The sequence below is a fragment of the Variovorax sp. GW821-FHT09A10 genome (assembly GCF_059418385.1).
This window is the reverse complement of the sequence record NZ_JBWKPT010000006.1, coordinates 304,887-319,216: the sequence shown is the minus strand read 5'-3', so window position 1 is coordinate 319,216 and position 14,330 is coordinate 304,887. Positions and strand designations below refer to the sequence as shown.

Genomic DNA, 14,330 nt, shown 5'->3' with positions numbered 1-14,330 from the left:
AAGGGCGGGGCGTCAGAACATGCCGTTCTTGTTCGCGGCGGTTTCGGGCACGGGCTGCACCACGTCCCAGTGCTCGACGATTTTGCCGTTCTCGAGCTTGAAGATGTCGACGATGGCGCTGCCGCGCGTGCCCGGCTCGCGCACTGCGTTCACGTGCAGGATCACGTAGTCGCCGTCGACGAAGCTGCGCTTGATCTCGCTCTTCGAGTTCGGAAACTTCTCGCGCAGGAAGGCGATGAACTTGCGAAAGCCCTCGGGCCCGTCGGCCGCCGTCGGGTTGTGCTGCACGTAGCGGTTGCCCACGTACTGCAGCGCCGCGTCGGCGTCCTTCTGGTTCAGGCCTTTTTCGTAGAAGGCGAGCACGGTCTGGCGGTTGGCTTCCTGCCGGGCCTGCGAGGTCGAGGCCGGGCCGGTCTGGGCGCAGGCGCCGAGGAACAGGGCTGCCGCAGAGGCGAAAGCCGCGAGGGTGGTGCGTCGCATCGGAGGGCTCCTTGGCAGTGGATCAGTAGCCGTTGGGCGCGGTCGCACCCGGCGCGGCCTTGTACTTCGCGAGCAGTTGCTTGGCGGCGGCTGCGAGCAGGATCGTGTCGACACCCACGGCTACGAACAGCGCACCGGCCGCGAGCCACTTGCGTGCCTGCTCCTCGGTGGTCGACAGGATGCCGGCCGCCTTGCCGGCCTTGCGGATGCGCGCGATGGCGTCGGCGATCGCGGCCTGCACCTCGGGGTGGTTGGGCTGGCCCACGAAGCCCATCGAGGCCGACAGGTCGGCCGGGCCGATGAACACGCCGTCCACGCCCGGCGTGGCCGCGATGGCGTCGAGGTTCTTCATCGCCTCGACCGTCTCGGCCTGCACCAGCAGGCAGGTCTGCGCATTGGCCTCGTGCAGGTAGTTCGGGTACGCCTGCCAGCGCGAGGCGCGCGCCAGCGCACTGCCCATGCCGCGGATGCCTTCGGGCGGGTAGCGCATGCCTTGCACCAGCTTCGCGGCCTGCTCGGCGGTGTCGACCATCGGCACCAGCAGCGTCTGCGCGCCGATGTCCAGGTACTGCTTGATCAGCGTGGTGTCGCCGACCGGAATGCGCACGACGGGGTGCGAGCGCTGCGCGTCGGGCTGCGCCGACCACGCGCTGGAGATGCCCTGCAGCTGCGCGAGCACCGAGCGCACGTCGTTGGGCGCGTGCTCGCCGTCGACCAGCAGCCAGTCGTAGCCGGTGCCGGCCAGCAGCTCGGCCACGTAGCCGTCGCCCAGGCCGACCCACAGGCCGATCTGGGGTTGGCCGGCCTGCAGGGCCTGCTTGAAGGTGTTGAGTGGGGTGTGCATGAAAGAACTCGTCAGACGAAGCGAAAAGCGATGGAGCCGAGCGGGCCGTAGTCGGCGTGGAAGGTGTCGCCCGGCACCGCGTTGGTGGGCCGCGTGAACGAGCCGCCCAGCACGATCTCGCCGGCTTCGAGGCATTCGTCCCACGGCGCGAGCTTGTTCGCGAGCCAGGCCACGCCGGTGGCCGGGTGGTTGAGCACGGCCGCGGCCACGCCCGACTCCTCGATCACGCCGTTCTTGTAGAGCAGCGCGCTCACCCAGCGCAGGTCGACCGCCTCGGGCTTCACGGGCCGGCCGCCGAGCACGATGCCCGCATTGGCCGCGTTGTCGGCGATGGTGTCGAACACCTTGCGCATGGCCTTGGTGTGGCGGTCGAACTGCTCGATGCGCGCGTCGATGATCTCGATGGCGGGCACCACGTAGTCGGTGGCGGCCAGCACGTCGAAGATGGTCACGTTCGGCCCCTGCAGCTTCTTGCCGAGCACGAAGGCCAGCTCGACCTCGATGCGCGGCGCGATGAAGCGCGTGAACGGGATGTCGCCGCCCTGCTCGAAGAACATGTCGTCCAGCAGCGTGCCGTAGTCGGGCTCGGTGATCTGGCTGGCCTGCTGCATGGCGCGCGAGGTGAGGCCGATCTTGTGGCCCTTGACGATGCGGCCTTCGGCGATCTTGTGCTTCACCCATTCGCGCGAGATGGCGTAGCCGTCCTCGATCGTCATCTCGGGAAAGCGCTTGGAGAAATGCTCGACCTGCACGCGCGACTTCTCGCTCTCGTGCAGTTCGGCGGCCAGTTGGGCGATGGTGGCGGTGGAGAGCATGGGGGCTCGCTTCTTCTTTATGGCTTGTTGAACAGGGGATGCAGGTTGCTGTGCTTGCCGTCGTACACCTGCCCTGGCGCTTCGTCGATCTGCAGCGTGATGCCGATGTGGCGCTGCGTGAAGACGGGTTCGAAGTGCGCGCGCACGGCGGCCAGCAGTTCGTCGCCGGCTTTCTTCTTCACCGCCTCGGAGCGGCCCGAGGCCATGCGCAGGTTCAGGTACACGAAGGCGTAGTCGGCCCGGCCGTCGGCCACCGCATAGTGCGCGGCGGGGTAGGCCAGCACGCGCGTGCCGCCGGTGGGGAACACCGGCTTGCCGGCCTCGTCGCGCTGTTCGAGCATGGTGTCGGCCAGCGTGCGGCACAGCGCCGACACGTCGGTCTCGGCCTCGATGTTGGGCGTGTACAGGATCACCAGGTGCGGCATGGTCGTGCTCCGTTCAAACCACCGACATCGTCGCGGCCGTGCAGGTCACCGCGAAGATCGGAATGGCCTTCATGTGGAAGATCTCGCCCTTGCCGCGCGCGGCCGCGGCCACGCTCAGGAAGGTGCGGATCTCGAAGCCGCCCTGTCCGGCTTCGCGGTAGGTGGCCTCGTCGCCGTAGTCGGCCTGCGAGAGCAGCGCCTCGCGGTCGTTGGCGCACCAGCGGCGCATGAACTCGGCGTCCCACTCGGCATTGACCTTGCCCGAATCGGGCGTGGCCGGCCAGTGCGAGATGCCGCCCGTACCCACCAGCGCGATGCGCTCGGGCACCTTGTCGCAGGCGCGGCGCAGGGCTTCGCCGAAGGCCCACGCGCGGTGCAGCGGCGTGAGCGGCGGGCCCTGGCAGTTGATGTTCACGGGAATGACCTTGGTGTCGAAGTTCGGCGTGAGGAAGTTCAGCGGCACCATGATGCCGTGGTCGAACTTCCATTCTTCCGCGTAGGCCACGTCCACCGTCTGCATCACCTCGCGGATCAGGCGCTGCGACAGCGCGGCGTCGCCGGGGATGGTGTGCTTCTCGATGCCCAGCCACTTCGGGTCTTCGATCGGGCCCTCGTAGCTGTCGGCCATGCCGATCGCATAGGCCGGCATGTTGTTCATGAAGAAGTTCGCGAAGTGCTCGGCCGCGATGACGATCACCGCGTCGGGTTTCGTGGCGCGCATCGCCTCGCCGAAGCGATGGAACTGTGCGTGGAACTCGTCCTTGACCGCCGGGTCGGCCAGGTGCGCGCGGCCGGTGATGCCGGGGGCGTGGCTGCACACGCCTGCGAATACGAGACTCATACGCCTGCCACTTTCTCGTCGGTGCCTGTTGTCATTGCGTAGATGCCGGCGCGCACGGGGCCGTACTTGCGCACGCCTTCGCGCATGGCTTCCAAGTAGTCGGCCCACGCCACGCCGAGCAACGGCGCGAAGTGCATCAGCAATTGCCCGTTGCACCCGAGCACGTAGAGCTTGCCGATGTCGCCGGTGCCGATGGCTTCGCGCTCTTCGTCGTTCAGGTCGTAGCCGGCCAGCAGCGTGGCGCGCGTGTCGCCGCCTTCGCCGAAGCGGCGCTGCACCTCGGCGTCGCGGTTCAGCGCGAACAAGAATTTCTGCATCGCGTAGAGGCTCATGGGTCAGCCCTCGATCTGGATGTTGGCCTTGCGGATCACGTCGCCGTACTTCGCGATCTCGCTGCGGATGAACTCGGCAAAGCGCTCGGGCGTGCCCGACAGCGACGCGATGCCGCCCTTGTGGAAGGCCTCGGTCACGGCCGGAGAGGCGAGCGCGCGGTTCACTTCGGCGTTCACGCGTTGCACGATGGCGTCGGGCGTGCCGGCCGGGGCCAGCAGGCCGTTCCACGAATTGGACTCGATGGCCACGCCCTGTTCGGCCAGTGTGGGTATCGCGGGCGCGTACTGCGAGCGCTGCGCGGTCGCCATGCCCAGCGCCACCAGCTTGCCGGCCTGCACATGGCCACGGAACTCGGGCCAGTTGCCGAACATGACGGTCACCTGGCCGCCGAGCAGGTCGGCCAGCGCGGGGCCCTGGCCCTTGTAGGGCACGTGCACGATGTCCAGGCCCATCTGCAGCTTGAGCATTTCGCCCGACAGATGCGCCGAGGTGCCGTTGCCGAAGGAGGCGAAGCTCAGCGTGCCGGGCTTGGCCTTGGCCTGGTTGCGCAGGTCGGCCAGCGTCTTCAGGCCGCTGCCCGGGTGCGTGGCGAGCACGTGCTCCGACATGCCCATGAGCGCGACCGGGCGCAGGTCTTTCAGCGTGTCGTAGGGCAGCTTGCGCACCAGCGTCTGGTTGGCCGTGAAGCTGTTGGCCACGCACACGAAGCTGTAGCCGTCGGGCGCCGACTTGGCGACCGCGTCGACGCCGATCACCGTGCCGGCGCCGGGCTTGTTCTCGACGATCACCGGCTGGCCCAGCGCCTTGCCGAGTTCGAGGCCGACGAGCCGCGCGACGAAGTCGGTGGTGCCGCCGGGCGTGAAGGGCACGACGATGCGCACCGGCTTGGCGGGCCACGCCGTTTGCGCGCGTGCCAGTGCGGGCAGGGCCGCGAGTGCGGCCGCGCCCTGCAGCAGCATGCGGCGTTGCAGCGTCATGCCACGCCCCAGTGCGGAATGTGGTGCGAGCCCATCGACACCGCAATGTTCTTCGGCTCGCAGAACACTTCGTAGCTCCAGGTGCCGCCTTCGCGGCCCGTGCCCGAGGCCTTGGTGCCGCCGAAGGGCTGGCGCAGGTCACGCACGTTCTGGCTGTTGACGAAGCACATGCCGGCTTCGACTGCGGCGGCCACGCGGTGCGCCTTGCCGATGTTCTCGGTCCAGACGTAGCTGCTCAGGCCGTAGGCGATGTCGTTGGCCAGTTCGATGGCGTGCGCCTCGTCCTTGAACGGGATCAGGCAGGCGACCGGGCCGAAGATTTCGTCCTGCGCGATCTTCATGCGGTTGTCGACGTCGGCGAACACGGTGGGCATCACGTAGTTGCCCTTCTTCACACGGTCGGGCAGGTTGCTTGGCGCCTCGAGGCCGCCACACAGCAGCGTCGCGCCTTCCTTCGGACCGAGCTCGATGTAGCTGCGCACCTTGGCCAGGTGGGCCTGCGAGATCATCGGGCCGACGATGGTCTTCTCGTCGAGCGGGTCGCCCACGACGATGCGCTTCGCGCGCTCGGCGAACTTCGCGGCGAAGTCGGCGTAGATCGACTGCTGCACCAGGATGCGCGAGCCGGCCGTGCAGCGCTCGCCGTTGTTGCTGAAGATCATGAACACGGCCGCGTCGAGCGCGCGGTCGAGGTCGGCGTCCTCGAAGATCACGAAGGGGCTCTTGCCGCCCAGCTCCATGCTGAACTTCTTCAGGCCCGCGCTCTTCACGATGCGGTTGCCGGTGGCGGTGGAGCCGGTGAACGAGATCGCGCGCACGTCGGGGTGCGCCACCAGCGGCTCGCCGGCTTCCTTGCCGTAGCCATGCACGAGGTTCAGCACGCCGGCGGGAATGCCCGCTTCGAGCGCCAGCTCGCCCAGGCGCGCGGCCGTGAGCGGCGACAGCTCGCTCATCTTCAGCACCGCCGTGTTGCCGAAGGCCAGGCAGGGCGCGACCTTCCAGGTGGCGGTCATGAAGGGCACGTTCCAGGGGCTGATGAGCGCGCACACGCCCACCGGATGGAACAGCGTGTAGTTCAGGTGCGTGGGCGTGGGGTAGGTGTGGCCGTCGACGCGCGTGCACATCTCTGCGAAGTAGTAGAAGTTGTCGGCCGCGCGCGGAATGAGCTGCTTGCCGGTCTGCGCGATCACCTGGCCGCAGTCGTTGGTCTCGGTCTGCGCGATCTCGGGCACGTGCTTGGCGATCAGGTCGCCGAGCTTGCGAATGAGCTTGGCGCGCTCGGGCGCGGGCAGGCCGGCCCACTTGGGGAAGGCGGCCTTGGCGGCGGCCACGGCGGCGTTCACTTCGGCCTCGCCGCCCGAGGCGACTTCGGCCAGCACTTCCTGCGTGGCGGGGTTGACGGTTTCGAAGTAGTCGGCGCCTTGAACTGGCTTGCCGTCGATGAGGTGATGGATCTGTTGCATGGGCGTGAAGGTGTTGCGGCCTTGCGGCGGTGTGTCGTCAGTCGAGCTTGATGTCGCGCGCCTTGATCAGCGCGTGCCACTTCTTGCGTTCGGTGTCCACGAAGCGGGCCATCTCGGCGGCGTCCGTGGGGCGGGCTTCCCAGCCGGCGTCGTAGAGCTTCTGCTTCACGCCGGTGTCGTTCATGCTTTTCAGCAGGTCGGCGCCCAGGCGCGCCTGGATGTCCTTGGGCGTGGCGGCCGGTGCCACCAGCCCCTGCCAGGTGTAGGCCTCGACGGCGTAGCCGAGCTCCTTGGCCGTGGGCAGCTGGGGCAGCTGCGGCACGCGCTCGGACGACATGGCCAGCAGCGGAATGACCTTGCCGGCCTTCACGGCGCTGATGCCGCTGGGCAGGTCGAGCATCATCAGCGGCACCTGGTTGCCCATGAGGTCCTGCAGCGCAGGTGCGCCGCCCTTGTAGGGGATGTGCAGCAGCGAGACGCCGGCTTCGCGCTGGAACAGCTCGTAGGCCAGGTGGTGCGGGCTGCCGGTGCCCGGCGTGGCGATGCTGTACTTGCCCGGCGAGGCCTTGAGCGCCGCGATGAGCGCCTTGGCGTCGCTGAAGCCCGCGCCCGGCGCGGCCGTGATGATGAGCGGCGAGCGACCCATCATGCCGAGCAGCGCGAAGTCTTTCTCGGCGTCGTAGGGCAGCTTCTTGTAGAGCGCGGGGTTGTAGACCAGCACGCCGTTGTCGGCCGAGAACACGGTGTAGCCGTCGCCCGGCGAACGCGCCACGTTTTCCGACGCGATGATCGCGCCCGCGCCGGGGCGGTTGTCGACCGTGACGGGCTGTGCGAGTTGCTGCGAGAGCTGCGCGCCGGCGGTGCGCGCGAGGTAGTCGGTGCCGCCGCCGGCCGGGTAGCCCACGACCCAGCGCACGGGCTTGGTCGGGTAGGCCGAGGCGGTCTGTGCGGTGGCGGCCGGTGCGAGCAGCAGCGTGGCGGCGCTGGCCGCCACGAAGGCGGCAGCAAGGCGGAAGGTCCGGGTTCTGGCGGTCGTCATGGCGGTGTGTCTCCGTTTTTTTGAAAGGGGGTAGCGCAGTCAGCCGATCAGCGCGCGGCGATGGTGTTGACCAGCGCGCCGATGCCGTCGATCTCGGTCACGACCACATCACCCGGCTGGCAATCGACCACGCCGTCGGGCGTGCCGGTGAGGATCAGGTCGCCCGGCGACAGCGTCATGAAGCGGCTGAAGTACTCGATGAGGAAGGGCGCGTCGAAGATCATGTCGCGCGTGTTGCCCTGCTGCGTGACGGTGCCGTTCACCGTGGTGCGCAGCGCGAGCGCCATCGGGTCGGTCACGTCGGCCGCATCGACGAACCACGGCCCCAGCGGCGTACAGGTGTCGCGGTTCTTCACGCGCAGGTTGGGGCGGTACCAGTTCTCGAGGTAGTCGCGAATGGCGTAGTCGTTGGCCACCGTATAGCCGCCGATGAAGTCGTACGCGTCGTCGCGCTTCACGTGCTTGGCGGTCTTGCCGACCACGATGGCCAGCTCGCACTCGTAGTGCATGAACTTCACGTCGGCCGGGCGGTGCGTGAGCTGGCGGTGGCCGATGAGCGTGCTCTGGCCCTTGACGAACACCAGCGGTTCCTCGGGCGCCTTGAACTCCAGCTCTTTCGCGTGGTCGGCGTAGTTCAGGCCCAGCGCGAGGATGGTGCGCGGGCGCGCCGTGGGTGCGAGCGGTGGCAGCCACACGAGCTGCTCCTGCGGCACGATGCGGCCGTCGTCCAGCCGCACGGCGGCGTCGGCCTGGCCGTTGAATTCGTGCGCGGTGCCGGTGTGCTCGCGGCCTTCGAAGATGACGCGTGCGTGCTTCATGCCGTTGCTTCCTTCACCAGCGTGTTGCTCAGGGTCTCGAACCCCGGCGCGGAAATGTCGATGCGGTCGCCCGCGCGGGCCAGCGGACGGCCCAGGTCGCAGCCGAGCATCAGCACGTCGCCGTGCGCCAGCGTCATGAACTCGCCCACGTCGGCCAGCAGCTGCGGCGCGGGGCGCACGAGCTGTGAGAAGTCGATCGACTGCTTCAGCTCGCCGTTGATGCGCACCTCGACGCGGAACTGCGCCGGGTCGGCCACCTCCTGCGCGTCGCGCAGCGCCGGGCCGATGCCCAGGAAGCCGTCGACGCACTTGAACTTCACCGGTGGGCGGAAAAAGCTCGCATGCGGAATCGACAGGTCGTTCAGCAGCACGAAGCCTTCGATGTCGCCCTCGGCGCCGATCACCATGCCGATGCTGGCGCCGACTTCCACGTCGGACACCGCGGCGGGCACGGTGACGGTGCTGCCATGCGGGCTCCAGGTGTTGGCCGTCTTCACGTAGAGCACGGGCGCCTTCGGCGGTGCCTTGTAGGGCGCCTCGGTCATCTGCGGCGCGAGCGCCGCGGCCTCGGCGCGGAAGTTCAGCAGCGTGCCGTACACGGTGCCGGTGGGGAGAAAGGAGGAGGTGGTCATGGTTCGGGTTGCTCCAGCGCGATCAGTTCGTCCAAGAGGCCGTAGAGCTGCGTCAGCTTGGCCTTGCCCAGCGACTGTTCCATCCAGTCGTAGTGCGCCTCGATGCTGGTGCCCAGGCGCTTCACGAGCTTCATGCCGTACGGCGTGGCCTCGACCACGGTGCGGCGCTGGTCGGCCGGGTCGCGGGCGCGGGTGATGAGGTTGTCGCGCTCCATGCGTGCCAGCACGCCCGTGAGGCTGGGACCGAGGATGAAGGCCTCGCGCGCGACGCGGCCGGTGTCGACCGCGCCGTGCTCGCCGAGCACGCGCAGCACGCGCCATTGCTGGTCGGACAGCGCGTGCTCGCGCAGGCTGGGCCGCGTGTGGGCCATCACGGCTTCGCGGGCCTGCAGCAGCAGGCGCGGCAAATTGCGGTGCGTGAAGGTGGTGCTCAAAAGCTGTGCCTCTCAGAATTATTTAACATGTTAAATGAATGCCGAGAAAACACGCCTGCGGGATAACCCTTGCGGGCCGTCGGGTGCTCAGTCGATCGTCGTGCCCGAGGCGCGGATCACCCGCCCCCAGCGCTCGGTTTCGCTGCGGATGTAGGCGGCCAGTTGCTCTGGCGCGCCCGCGCCGTGCGCCCCCGGCGCGGCCGGTTCGAAGCCCTCGCTCTCGAGCTTCTGGCGCAGCGCGGGCTGCGCGACGAGGCGGGCGATCTCCTGGCTGCAGCGGTCGATGAAGGCCTTGGGCGTGCCCGCGGGCGCGACCACGCTCTGCCATGCCACCGCCTCGAATTCGGCGGTGCCCGCCACGCCCGATTCGGCCACGGTCGGCACGGCGGGGAAGGTCGGCTGGCGCTTGCGCGAGGTCACGGCCAGCGCGCGCAGCTTGCCGCTGCGCACGTGCTGCAGGGCCGGCGCGATGTCGGTGAACATGAGTTGCAGCTGGCCGCCGAGCAGGTCGGTCAGCGCGAGTGCGCTGCCCTTGTAGGGTACGTGCACCATGTTCGCCGCGGTCGCGACCTTGAACATCTCCGCGCCCAGGTGCTGCGGGCTGCCGTTGCCGGCGGAGCCGTAGCTCAGTGCATCGGGCCGCGACTTGGCGAGCGCCACCAGCTCGGCCAGCGTGGTCGCCGGCACCGACGGATGCACCACCACCATCAGCGGCACCGCGCCGATGAGGCCGACCGGTGCGAAGTCTTTCGCGGGGTCGTACGAGAGCTTCTTGTAGAGCCAGGGGTTGATGGCGAGCGTGGTGCTGGTCGCGACCAGCAGCGTCGAGCCGTCGGGCGCGGCGCGCGCCACCTGCGAGGCGCCGATGGCGGTGCCGGCGCCCGGCCGGTTGTCGACGATCACGGTGCGGCCCAGCGCGGAGCCCAGCTGCTGCGCGATGAGCCGCCCGAGCATGTCGGTCGTGCCGCCGGGCGCGTAGGGCACGACGAGGGTGATGGGCTTCTCGCCTTGTGCCCGCACGAGGGCGGGACCTGCGGCGCAGGCGGCGGCGGACAGCGCGCCCAGATGGCGCAAGGCATGGCGACGGTTCATTGGCTTGTCTCTCTTTCTCTTTCGGAAGTCGGTGCGGCCACTGCAGTGGCGCCGCGCAGCAGGTCGACCAGCGCGAGCGCGTCGGCCGGCACGGCATGCCCGCGCCAGGCCACGTGCTGGTCGGGGCGCGAGATGACGAGCGGCCGGTCGTAGACCGCGGTAGCGGCCGAGGCGCGGATGTCGAGCGTGCGCAGCGGCAGGCCGCGCGCCGCGGCGGCGGCTTCGAGCGGGGCGACATCGATCGCGGGGTCGAAGCGCAGCAGCGTGTAGCCCTCGCCGGGCATCGCCATCGCGTCGTACAGCGAGCGCCCGTCGTCCAGCCACAGGTGCGGCGTGCGGCAGCCCGGCACGGTCGAGGGCGTGAACTCGTACATCGTGTAGGCGGGCGCGGCCTCGCCGTCGTAGGCGATGAGCGGCGAGCCCTCGTAGAAGTAGCCGAAGTTGAGACCGCCGCAGCAGTACTGCTGCACGTTCAGGTCGTACAGCGCCTGGCCGCGCGCGGCGCGCAGCGCGTCGCCCTCGGGCCCGGGCGCCTCGATGTTCTCGGGCACGCCTTCGCGCTGGCGCTGGAGCGCGAGCGCATGGTTCATCGCGAACCGCGACACCTGCTCGGTGATCGGCTGGCGCTCGGCCTCGTGCGCCGCGAGCGCGCCCTCGGCCAGCCAGCCGTGCAGCCGGCCCGCGAGCAGCCACGAGAGGTTCATCGCATCGGCGATGCCGGCGTTCATGCCGTAGCCCGCCATCGGAATCCACAGGTGCGCCGCGTCGCCGCAGATGAACACGCGGCGGTCGCGGAAGCGGTCGGCCACGAGCCGGCGGCCGATCCAGTCTTCGTTGGAGATCACCTCGTAGTCGAAGTCGTCGCCGACGCCCAGGATCTGGCGGATCGCCCAGTCGCGGTCGATCGAATCGAAGTCGGTCTCCTCGGGCAGCAGGTAGTTGTGCAGCAGCCAGGTCTCGCGCCCGTCGATGGCGTATACGTTGCCGCAGCGGCGCGGGTTCAGCGCGAAGGTGGCCCAGGCCGGCGGGTGCTTCAGCAGGCCCAGCAGCGCGGGCGCGCGAAAGTAGGTCGACTGCACGCGGCCCACCACGTCGGTGCCGTGCAGGCTGGCGCCGATCTTCTTGCGCACCGTCGAGCGGCTGCCGTCGCAACCGACGAGGTACTGGCAGCGGATGCGCACCGTGCGGCCGTCGTCCAGGTCCACGCCCGTGGCCCACACGCCCTCGTCGTCCTGTTCGAAGTCGTCGATGCGCGTGCGGTTGCGGATGCGCAGGCCGGGCGTGGCCTCGGCATGCGCGAACAGCACCGGCTCCAGAAAGATCTGGTTGATGCGGTGCGGCGGCTCCGCCGTGGGCCACCAGGTGTCGGGGCCGCCGGTGGCGGTGTAGCGCTCGCGACGCGCGGGGATCGGAATGCGCGACAGCTCCATGCCCGTCACGGCCGTGCGGTAGGCCACGTCGTTCGGGTAGTCGGCCGGCAGGCCCGCGTCGCGCAGCGCCTGCGCCACGCCCAGGCGGCGGAACACCTCCATCGAGCGCGCGGCCACGTGGTTGCACTTCACGTTGGGTGGCTCGCCGCGGTGGCGGATCTCGGTCATCAGCACGTCGATGCCGCGTTGCGCCAGGTCGATGGCCAGCGTCAGCCCCACGGGGCCAGCGCCGACGATCAGCACCTGGGCTTGCAGTTGCTCGGTCATGGGTCGCTTGTCTCCAGATTCTTGTGAGGCGCCATTACAGTGCCGAACCGGCTCGCGGAAAAAGTGAAACTTTCATGGCCATTCATAAAAAACCACTATCAATGCGCGGCGTGCCTTCTGTGCGGCAGCTGCGCGCGTTCGCGGCCGTGTACCACAGCGGCCAGCTGTCGAGCGCGGCGGCGTCGCTGTCGCTGACGCAGCCGGCCGTCAGCGTGCTGCTGCGCGAACTCGAAGCGCGGCTCGGCGTGCGCCTGTTCGATCGCACCACGCGTTCGCTGCAACGCACCGAAGCCGCGAACGAAGCCATCGTCTACGCCGAGCGCGTGCTGGCCGAACTCGACGCACTCGGCACCGGCATGGCCGAGCTGGCGGCGGGCCGGCGCGGGCGCGTGCGCATCGCGGCCACGTCCACCATCGCGCAGACGCTGATGCCCAAGGCCCTGCGCCGCTACCTCGACCTGCACCCCGACGTGAAGGTGGCCATCGAAGACTGCGCGCCCGGGCAGTTCGTGGAGAAGGTGCTCGGCGAGCAGGTCGACTTCGGCGTGGGCACGCTGCAGGCGCGCACGCCGGGGCTGGACCAGCGCGTGTTCGTGCACGACCACCTCGCGGTGATTGCCGACCGCGACCAGCGCCTGCCCGGCACCGACCGCATCACCTGGCGGCAGCTCGCGGGCCATCCGCTGATCACGGTCAAGCCCGGGTACGGCGTGCGCAGCAGCATCGACATTGCCGCGGCAACCGCCGGCGTGCGGCTGGACATCGCCTACGAGGTGACGCTCCTGACCACGGCGCTCGCGATGGCGGCCAGCGGCCTCGGCCCGGCGCTGCTGCCGGCGTCGATCCTCGCGCACGCCGACCACACGCGGCTGGTGGCGCGGCGGCTCATGCGCCCGACGGTGGCGCGCAACATCGCGGTCGTGACGCGGCAGGGCCGATCGCTGTCGCCGGCCGCGGCGGCGTTCGCGGACCTGCTGGTGCGCGAATTCGCCATCGCCTGAACCGCGCCCCCTAAACTCGCTGCATGGCCAAGGACAAAACAACTTTCGTCTGCAGCGAATGCGGCGGCACCAGCCCCAAGTGGCTCGGCAAGTGCCCCAGCTGCGGTGCATGGAACACACTCATCGAACAGGTCGCCGGCGCGGCCAACGGACCGGCCAACAATCGCTTCGGCACGCAGTTCGCGTCGCTCGCGGGCGCCTCCGAACTCGCCACGCTGTCGGAAATCGAAGCCACCGATATCGCGCGCACGCCCACCGGCATCGACGAACTCGACCGCGTGCTCGGCGGCGGCATCGTGTCGGGCGGCGTCACGCTGATCGGCGGCGACCCGGGCATCGGCAAGTCGACGCTGCTGCTGCAGGCGGTCGACGCGCTGCAGCGCGCGGGGCAGAACGCGCTGTACGTCACGGGTGAAGAAAGCGGCTCGCAGGTCGCGCTGCGCTCGCGCCGCCTCGGGCTCGACCATTCGCAGGTGCAGGTGCTGGCCGAGATCCAACTCGAAAAAATCATCGCCACGCTCGACGCCACGCGCCCGGCCATCGCGGTGATCGACTCGATCCAGACCGTGTACTCCGACCAGCTCACCTCCGCGCCCGGTTCGGTGGCGCAGGTGCGCGAATGCGCGGCGCACCTCACGCGCTTCGCCAAGACCAGCGGCACGGCCGTGGTGCTGGTGGGCCACGTCACCAAGGAAGGCGCGCTGGCCGGCCCGCGCGTGCTCGAGCACATGGTCGACACGGTGCTGTATTTCGAGGGCGACACGCACTCGAGCTTTCGCCTCGTGCGCGCCATCAAGAACCGCTTCGGTGCGGTGAACGAGATCGGCGTGTTCGCCATGACCGAACGCGGCCTGAAGGGCGTGACCAACCCGAGCGCGATCTTCCTGAGCCAGCATGCCGAGCCCGTGCCCGGCAGCGTGGTGCTGGTCACGCTCGAAGGCACGCGGCCGATGCTGGTGGAAATCCAGGCGCTGGTCGACAACGGCGGGCCAAGCCCGCGCCGGCTGTCGGTGGGCCTGGACCGCGACCGCCTCGCGATGCTGCTGGCCGTGCTGCACCGCCACGCGGGCGTGGCCTGCATGGACCAGGACGTGTTCGTCAACGCGGTGGGCGGCGTGCGCATCAGCGAGCCCGCGGCCGACCTGGCCGTGATGCTGGCCATCACCTCGAGCCTGCGCGGCAAGCCGCTGCCCAAGGGCTTCATCGCCTTCGGCGAAGTCGGCCTGGCCGGCGAGGTGCGACCCGCGCCGCGCGGCCAGGAGCGCCTGCGCGAAGCCGCCAAGCTGGGCTTCAGCGTGGCCGTGGTGCCGAAGGCGAACGCGCCGCGCAAGGGCACGAAGGAGATCGAAGGCCTGACCATTCACCCGGTCGACCGCATCGAGGAAGCGATGGACGTGGTGCGACGGCTCGACTGACGCGCACCCGCACGACAACACCCC

Annotated in this window: 16 protein-coding genes; 2 read left to right on the top strand and 14 right to left on the bottom strand. The window is 69.3% G+C overall.

The annotated features are described in order from the left end of the window. Nucleotides 1–12: 12 nt before the first annotated feature. The 14 genes from AC07Q9_RS23180 to AC07Q9_RS23115 form a co-directional block, all read right to left on the bottom strand. Nucleotides 13–480, bottom strand: coding sequence for a nuclear transport factor 2 family protein (locus AC07Q9_RS23180; RefSeq protein WP_495311928.1), 468 nt, complete (start codon nt 478–480; stop codon nt 13–15). A 22-nt stretch (nt 481–502) separates the two neighbouring features. Continuing rightward, complete coding sequence (hpaI, locus tag AC07Q9_RS23175; protein ID WP_495311927.1) at nt 503–1,324, bottom strand: 4-hydroxy-2-oxoheptanedioate aldolase; 822 nt, start codon at nt 1,322–1,324, stop codon at nt 503–505. Nucleotides 1,325–1,335: 11 nt separating this feature from the next. After that, nucleotides 1,336–2,139: a 2-oxo-hept-4-ene-1,7-dioate hydratase gene (hpaH, locus tag AC07Q9_RS23170; RefSeq protein WP_495311926.1), complete on the bottom strand. Its 804-nt coding sequence runs from the start codon at nt 2,137–2,139 to the stop codon at nt 1,336–1,338. Between the two features lie 17 nt (nt 2,140–2,156). Further along, nucleotides 2,157–2,564: a 5-carboxymethyl-2-hydroxymuconate Delta-isomerase gene (locus AC07Q9_RS23165; protein WP_492745476.1), complete on the bottom strand. Its 408-nt coding sequence runs from the start codon at nt 2,562–2,564 to the stop codon at nt 2,157–2,159. Nucleotides 2,565–2,577: 13 nt separating this feature from the next. Next, nucleotides 2,578–3,405, bottom strand: a complete 828-nt coding sequence (locus AC07Q9_RS23160) for a DODA-type extradiol aromatic ring-opening family dioxygenase (protein ID WP_062476853.1) — start codon at nt 3,403–3,405, stop codon at nt 2,578–2,580. Further along, entirely contained in the window at nt 3,402–3,737 is a 336-nt protein-coding gene (locus AC07Q9_RS23155; RefSeq protein ID WP_354345262.1) for an aromatic ring-opening dioxygenase subunit LigA, read from the bottom strand. The genes AC07Q9_RS23160 and AC07Q9_RS23155 overlap by 4 nt, the downstream gene beginning before the upstream one ends. Before the next feature lie 3 nt (nt 3,738–3,740). Continuing rightward, entirely contained in the window at nt 3,741–4,715 is a 975-nt protein-coding gene (locus tag AC07Q9_RS23150; RefSeq protein ID WP_495311925.1) for a tripartite tricarboxylate transporter substrate binding protein, read from the bottom strand. Continuing rightward, nucleotides 4,712–6,178: a 5-carboxymethyl-2-hydroxymuconate semialdehyde dehydrogenase gene (gene hpaE, locus AC07Q9_RS23145; protein WP_489060275.1), complete on the bottom strand. Its 1,467-nt coding sequence runs from the start codon at nt 6,176–6,178 to the stop codon at nt 4,712–4,714. Before hpaE ends, AC07Q9_RS23150 begins: the two co-directional genes overlap by 4 nt. 37 nt (nt 6,179–6,215) lie before the next feature. Next, complete coding sequence (locus AC07Q9_RS23140) at nt 6,216–7,217, bottom strand: Bug family tripartite tricarboxylate transporter substrate binding protein (protein WP_070063509.1); 1,002 nt, start codon at nt 7,215–7,217, stop codon at nt 6,216–6,218. A 47-nt stretch (nt 7,218–7,264) separates the two neighbouring features. Next, nucleotides 7,265–8,035, bottom strand: a complete 771-nt coding sequence (locus AC07Q9_RS23135; protein ID WP_495311924.1) for a fumarylacetoacetate hydrolase family protein — start codon at nt 8,033–8,035, stop codon at nt 7,265–7,267. Then, nucleotides 8,032–8,667, bottom strand: coding sequence for a fumarylacetoacetate hydrolase family protein (locus AC07Q9_RS23130; RefSeq protein WP_159273493.1), 636 nt, complete (start codon nt 8,665–8,667; stop codon nt 8,032–8,034). The genes AC07Q9_RS23135 and AC07Q9_RS23130 overlap by 4 nt, the downstream gene beginning before the upstream one ends. Further along, nucleotides 8,664–9,101 (bottom strand): homoprotocatechuate degradation operon regulator HpaR, encoded by a 438-nt coding sequence (gene hpaR / locus AC07Q9_RS23125; protein ID WP_495311923.1) that lies wholly within the window; start codon nt 9,099–9,101, stop codon nt 8,664–8,666. The genes AC07Q9_RS23130 and hpaR overlap by 4 nt, the downstream gene beginning before the upstream one ends. A gap of 87 nt (nt 9,102–9,188) precedes the next feature. Then, nucleotides 9,189–10,193, bottom strand: coding sequence for a tripartite tricarboxylate transporter substrate binding protein (locus AC07Q9_RS23120; protein WP_495311922.1), 1,005 nt, complete (start codon nt 10,191–10,193; stop codon nt 9,189–9,191). Then, complete coding sequence (locus tag AC07Q9_RS23115) at nt 10,190–11,890, bottom strand: FAD-dependent oxidoreductase (RefSeq protein ID WP_495311921.1); 1,701 nt, start codon at nt 11,888–11,890, stop codon at nt 10,190–10,192. Before AC07Q9_RS23115 ends, AC07Q9_RS23120 begins: the two co-directional genes overlap by 4 nt. A 101-nt stretch (nt 11,891–11,991) precedes the next feature. Between AC07Q9_RS23115 and AC07Q9_RS23110 the strand changes: the two genes are divergently transcribed. Both AC07Q9_RS23110 and radA read left to right on the top strand, forming a co-directional pair. Continuing rightward, nucleotides 11,992–12,891 carry a LysR family transcriptional regulator gene (locus AC07Q9_RS23110; protein ID WP_495311941.1) on the top strand — a complete coding sequence of 300 codons (900 nt, stop codon included), beginning with the start codon at nt 11,992–11,994 and terminating at the stop codon, nt 12,889–12,891. 23 nt (nt 12,892–12,914) lie between these two features. Continuing rightward, complete coding sequence (gene radA / locus AC07Q9_RS23105) at nt 12,915–14,306, top strand: DNA repair protein RadA (RefSeq protein ID WP_307696501.1); 1,392 nt, start codon at nt 12,915–12,917, stop codon at nt 14,304–14,306. The last annotated feature ends 24 nt before the right edge of the window (nt 14,307–14,330 follow it).

Excerpts from the sequence above, each read along its gene's own strand:
- AC07Q9_RS23180 (WP_495311928.1), bottom strand. The coding sequence starts at position 480 with ATGCGACGCACCACCCTCGCGGCTTTCGCCTCTGCGGCAGCCCTGTTC.
- AC07Q9_RS23140 (WP_070063509.1), bottom strand. The coding sequence starts at position 7,217 with ATGACGACCGCCAGAACCCGGACCTTCCGCCTTGCTGCCGCCTTCGTG.
- AC07Q9_RS23150 (WP_495311925.1), bottom strand. The coding sequence starts at position 4,715 with ATGACGCTGCAACGCCGCATGCTGCTGCAGGGCGCGGCCGCACTCGCG.
- AC07Q9_RS23165 (WP_492745476.1), bottom strand. The coding sequence starts at position 2,564 with ATGCCGCACCTGGTGATCCTGTACACGCCCAACATCGAGGCCGAGACC.
- AC07Q9_RS23135 (WP_495311924.1), bottom strand. The coding sequence starts at position 8,035 with ATGAAGCACGCACGCGTCATCTTCGAAGGCCGCGAGCACACCGGCACC.
- AC07Q9_RS23115 (WP_495311921.1), bottom strand. The coding sequence starts at position 11,890 with ATGACCGAGCAACTGCAAGCCCAGGTGCTGATCGTCGGCGCTGGCCCC.
- radA (WP_307696501.1), top strand. The coding sequence starts at position 12,915 with ATGGCCAAGGACAAAACAACTTTCGTCTGCAGCGAATGCGGCGGCACC.
- hpaI (WP_495311927.1), bottom strand. The coding sequence starts at position 1,324 with ATGCACACCCCACTCAACACCTTCAAGCAGGCCCTGCAGGCCGGCCAA.
- AC07Q9_RS23160 (WP_062476853.1), bottom strand. The coding sequence starts at position 3,405 with ATGAGTCTCGTATTCGCAGGCGTGTGCAGCCACGCCCCCGGCATCACC.
- AC07Q9_RS23155 (WP_354345262.1), bottom strand. The coding sequence starts at position 3,737 with ATGAGCCTCTACGCGATGCAGAAATTCTTGTTCGCGCTGAACCGCGAC.
- AC07Q9_RS23120 (WP_495311922.1), bottom strand. The coding sequence starts at position 10,193 with ATGAACCGTCGCCATGCCTTGCGCCATCTGGGCGCGCTGTCCGCCGCC.
- hpaE (WP_489060275.1), bottom strand. The coding sequence starts at position 6,178 with ATGCAACAGATCCATCACCTCATCGACGGCAAGCCAGTTCAAGGCGCC.
- hpaH (WP_495311926.1), bottom strand. The coding sequence starts at position 2,139 with ATGCTCTCCACCGCCACCATCGCCCAACTGGCCGCCGAACTGCACGAG.
- AC07Q9_RS23110 (WP_495311941.1), top strand. The coding sequence starts at position 11,992 with ATGCGCGGCGTGCCTTCTGTGCGGCAGCTGCGCGCGTTCGCGGCCGTG.
- AC07Q9_RS23130 (WP_159273493.1), bottom strand. The coding sequence starts at position 8,667 with ATGACCACCTCCTCCTTTCTCCCCACCGGCACCGTGTACGGCACGCTG.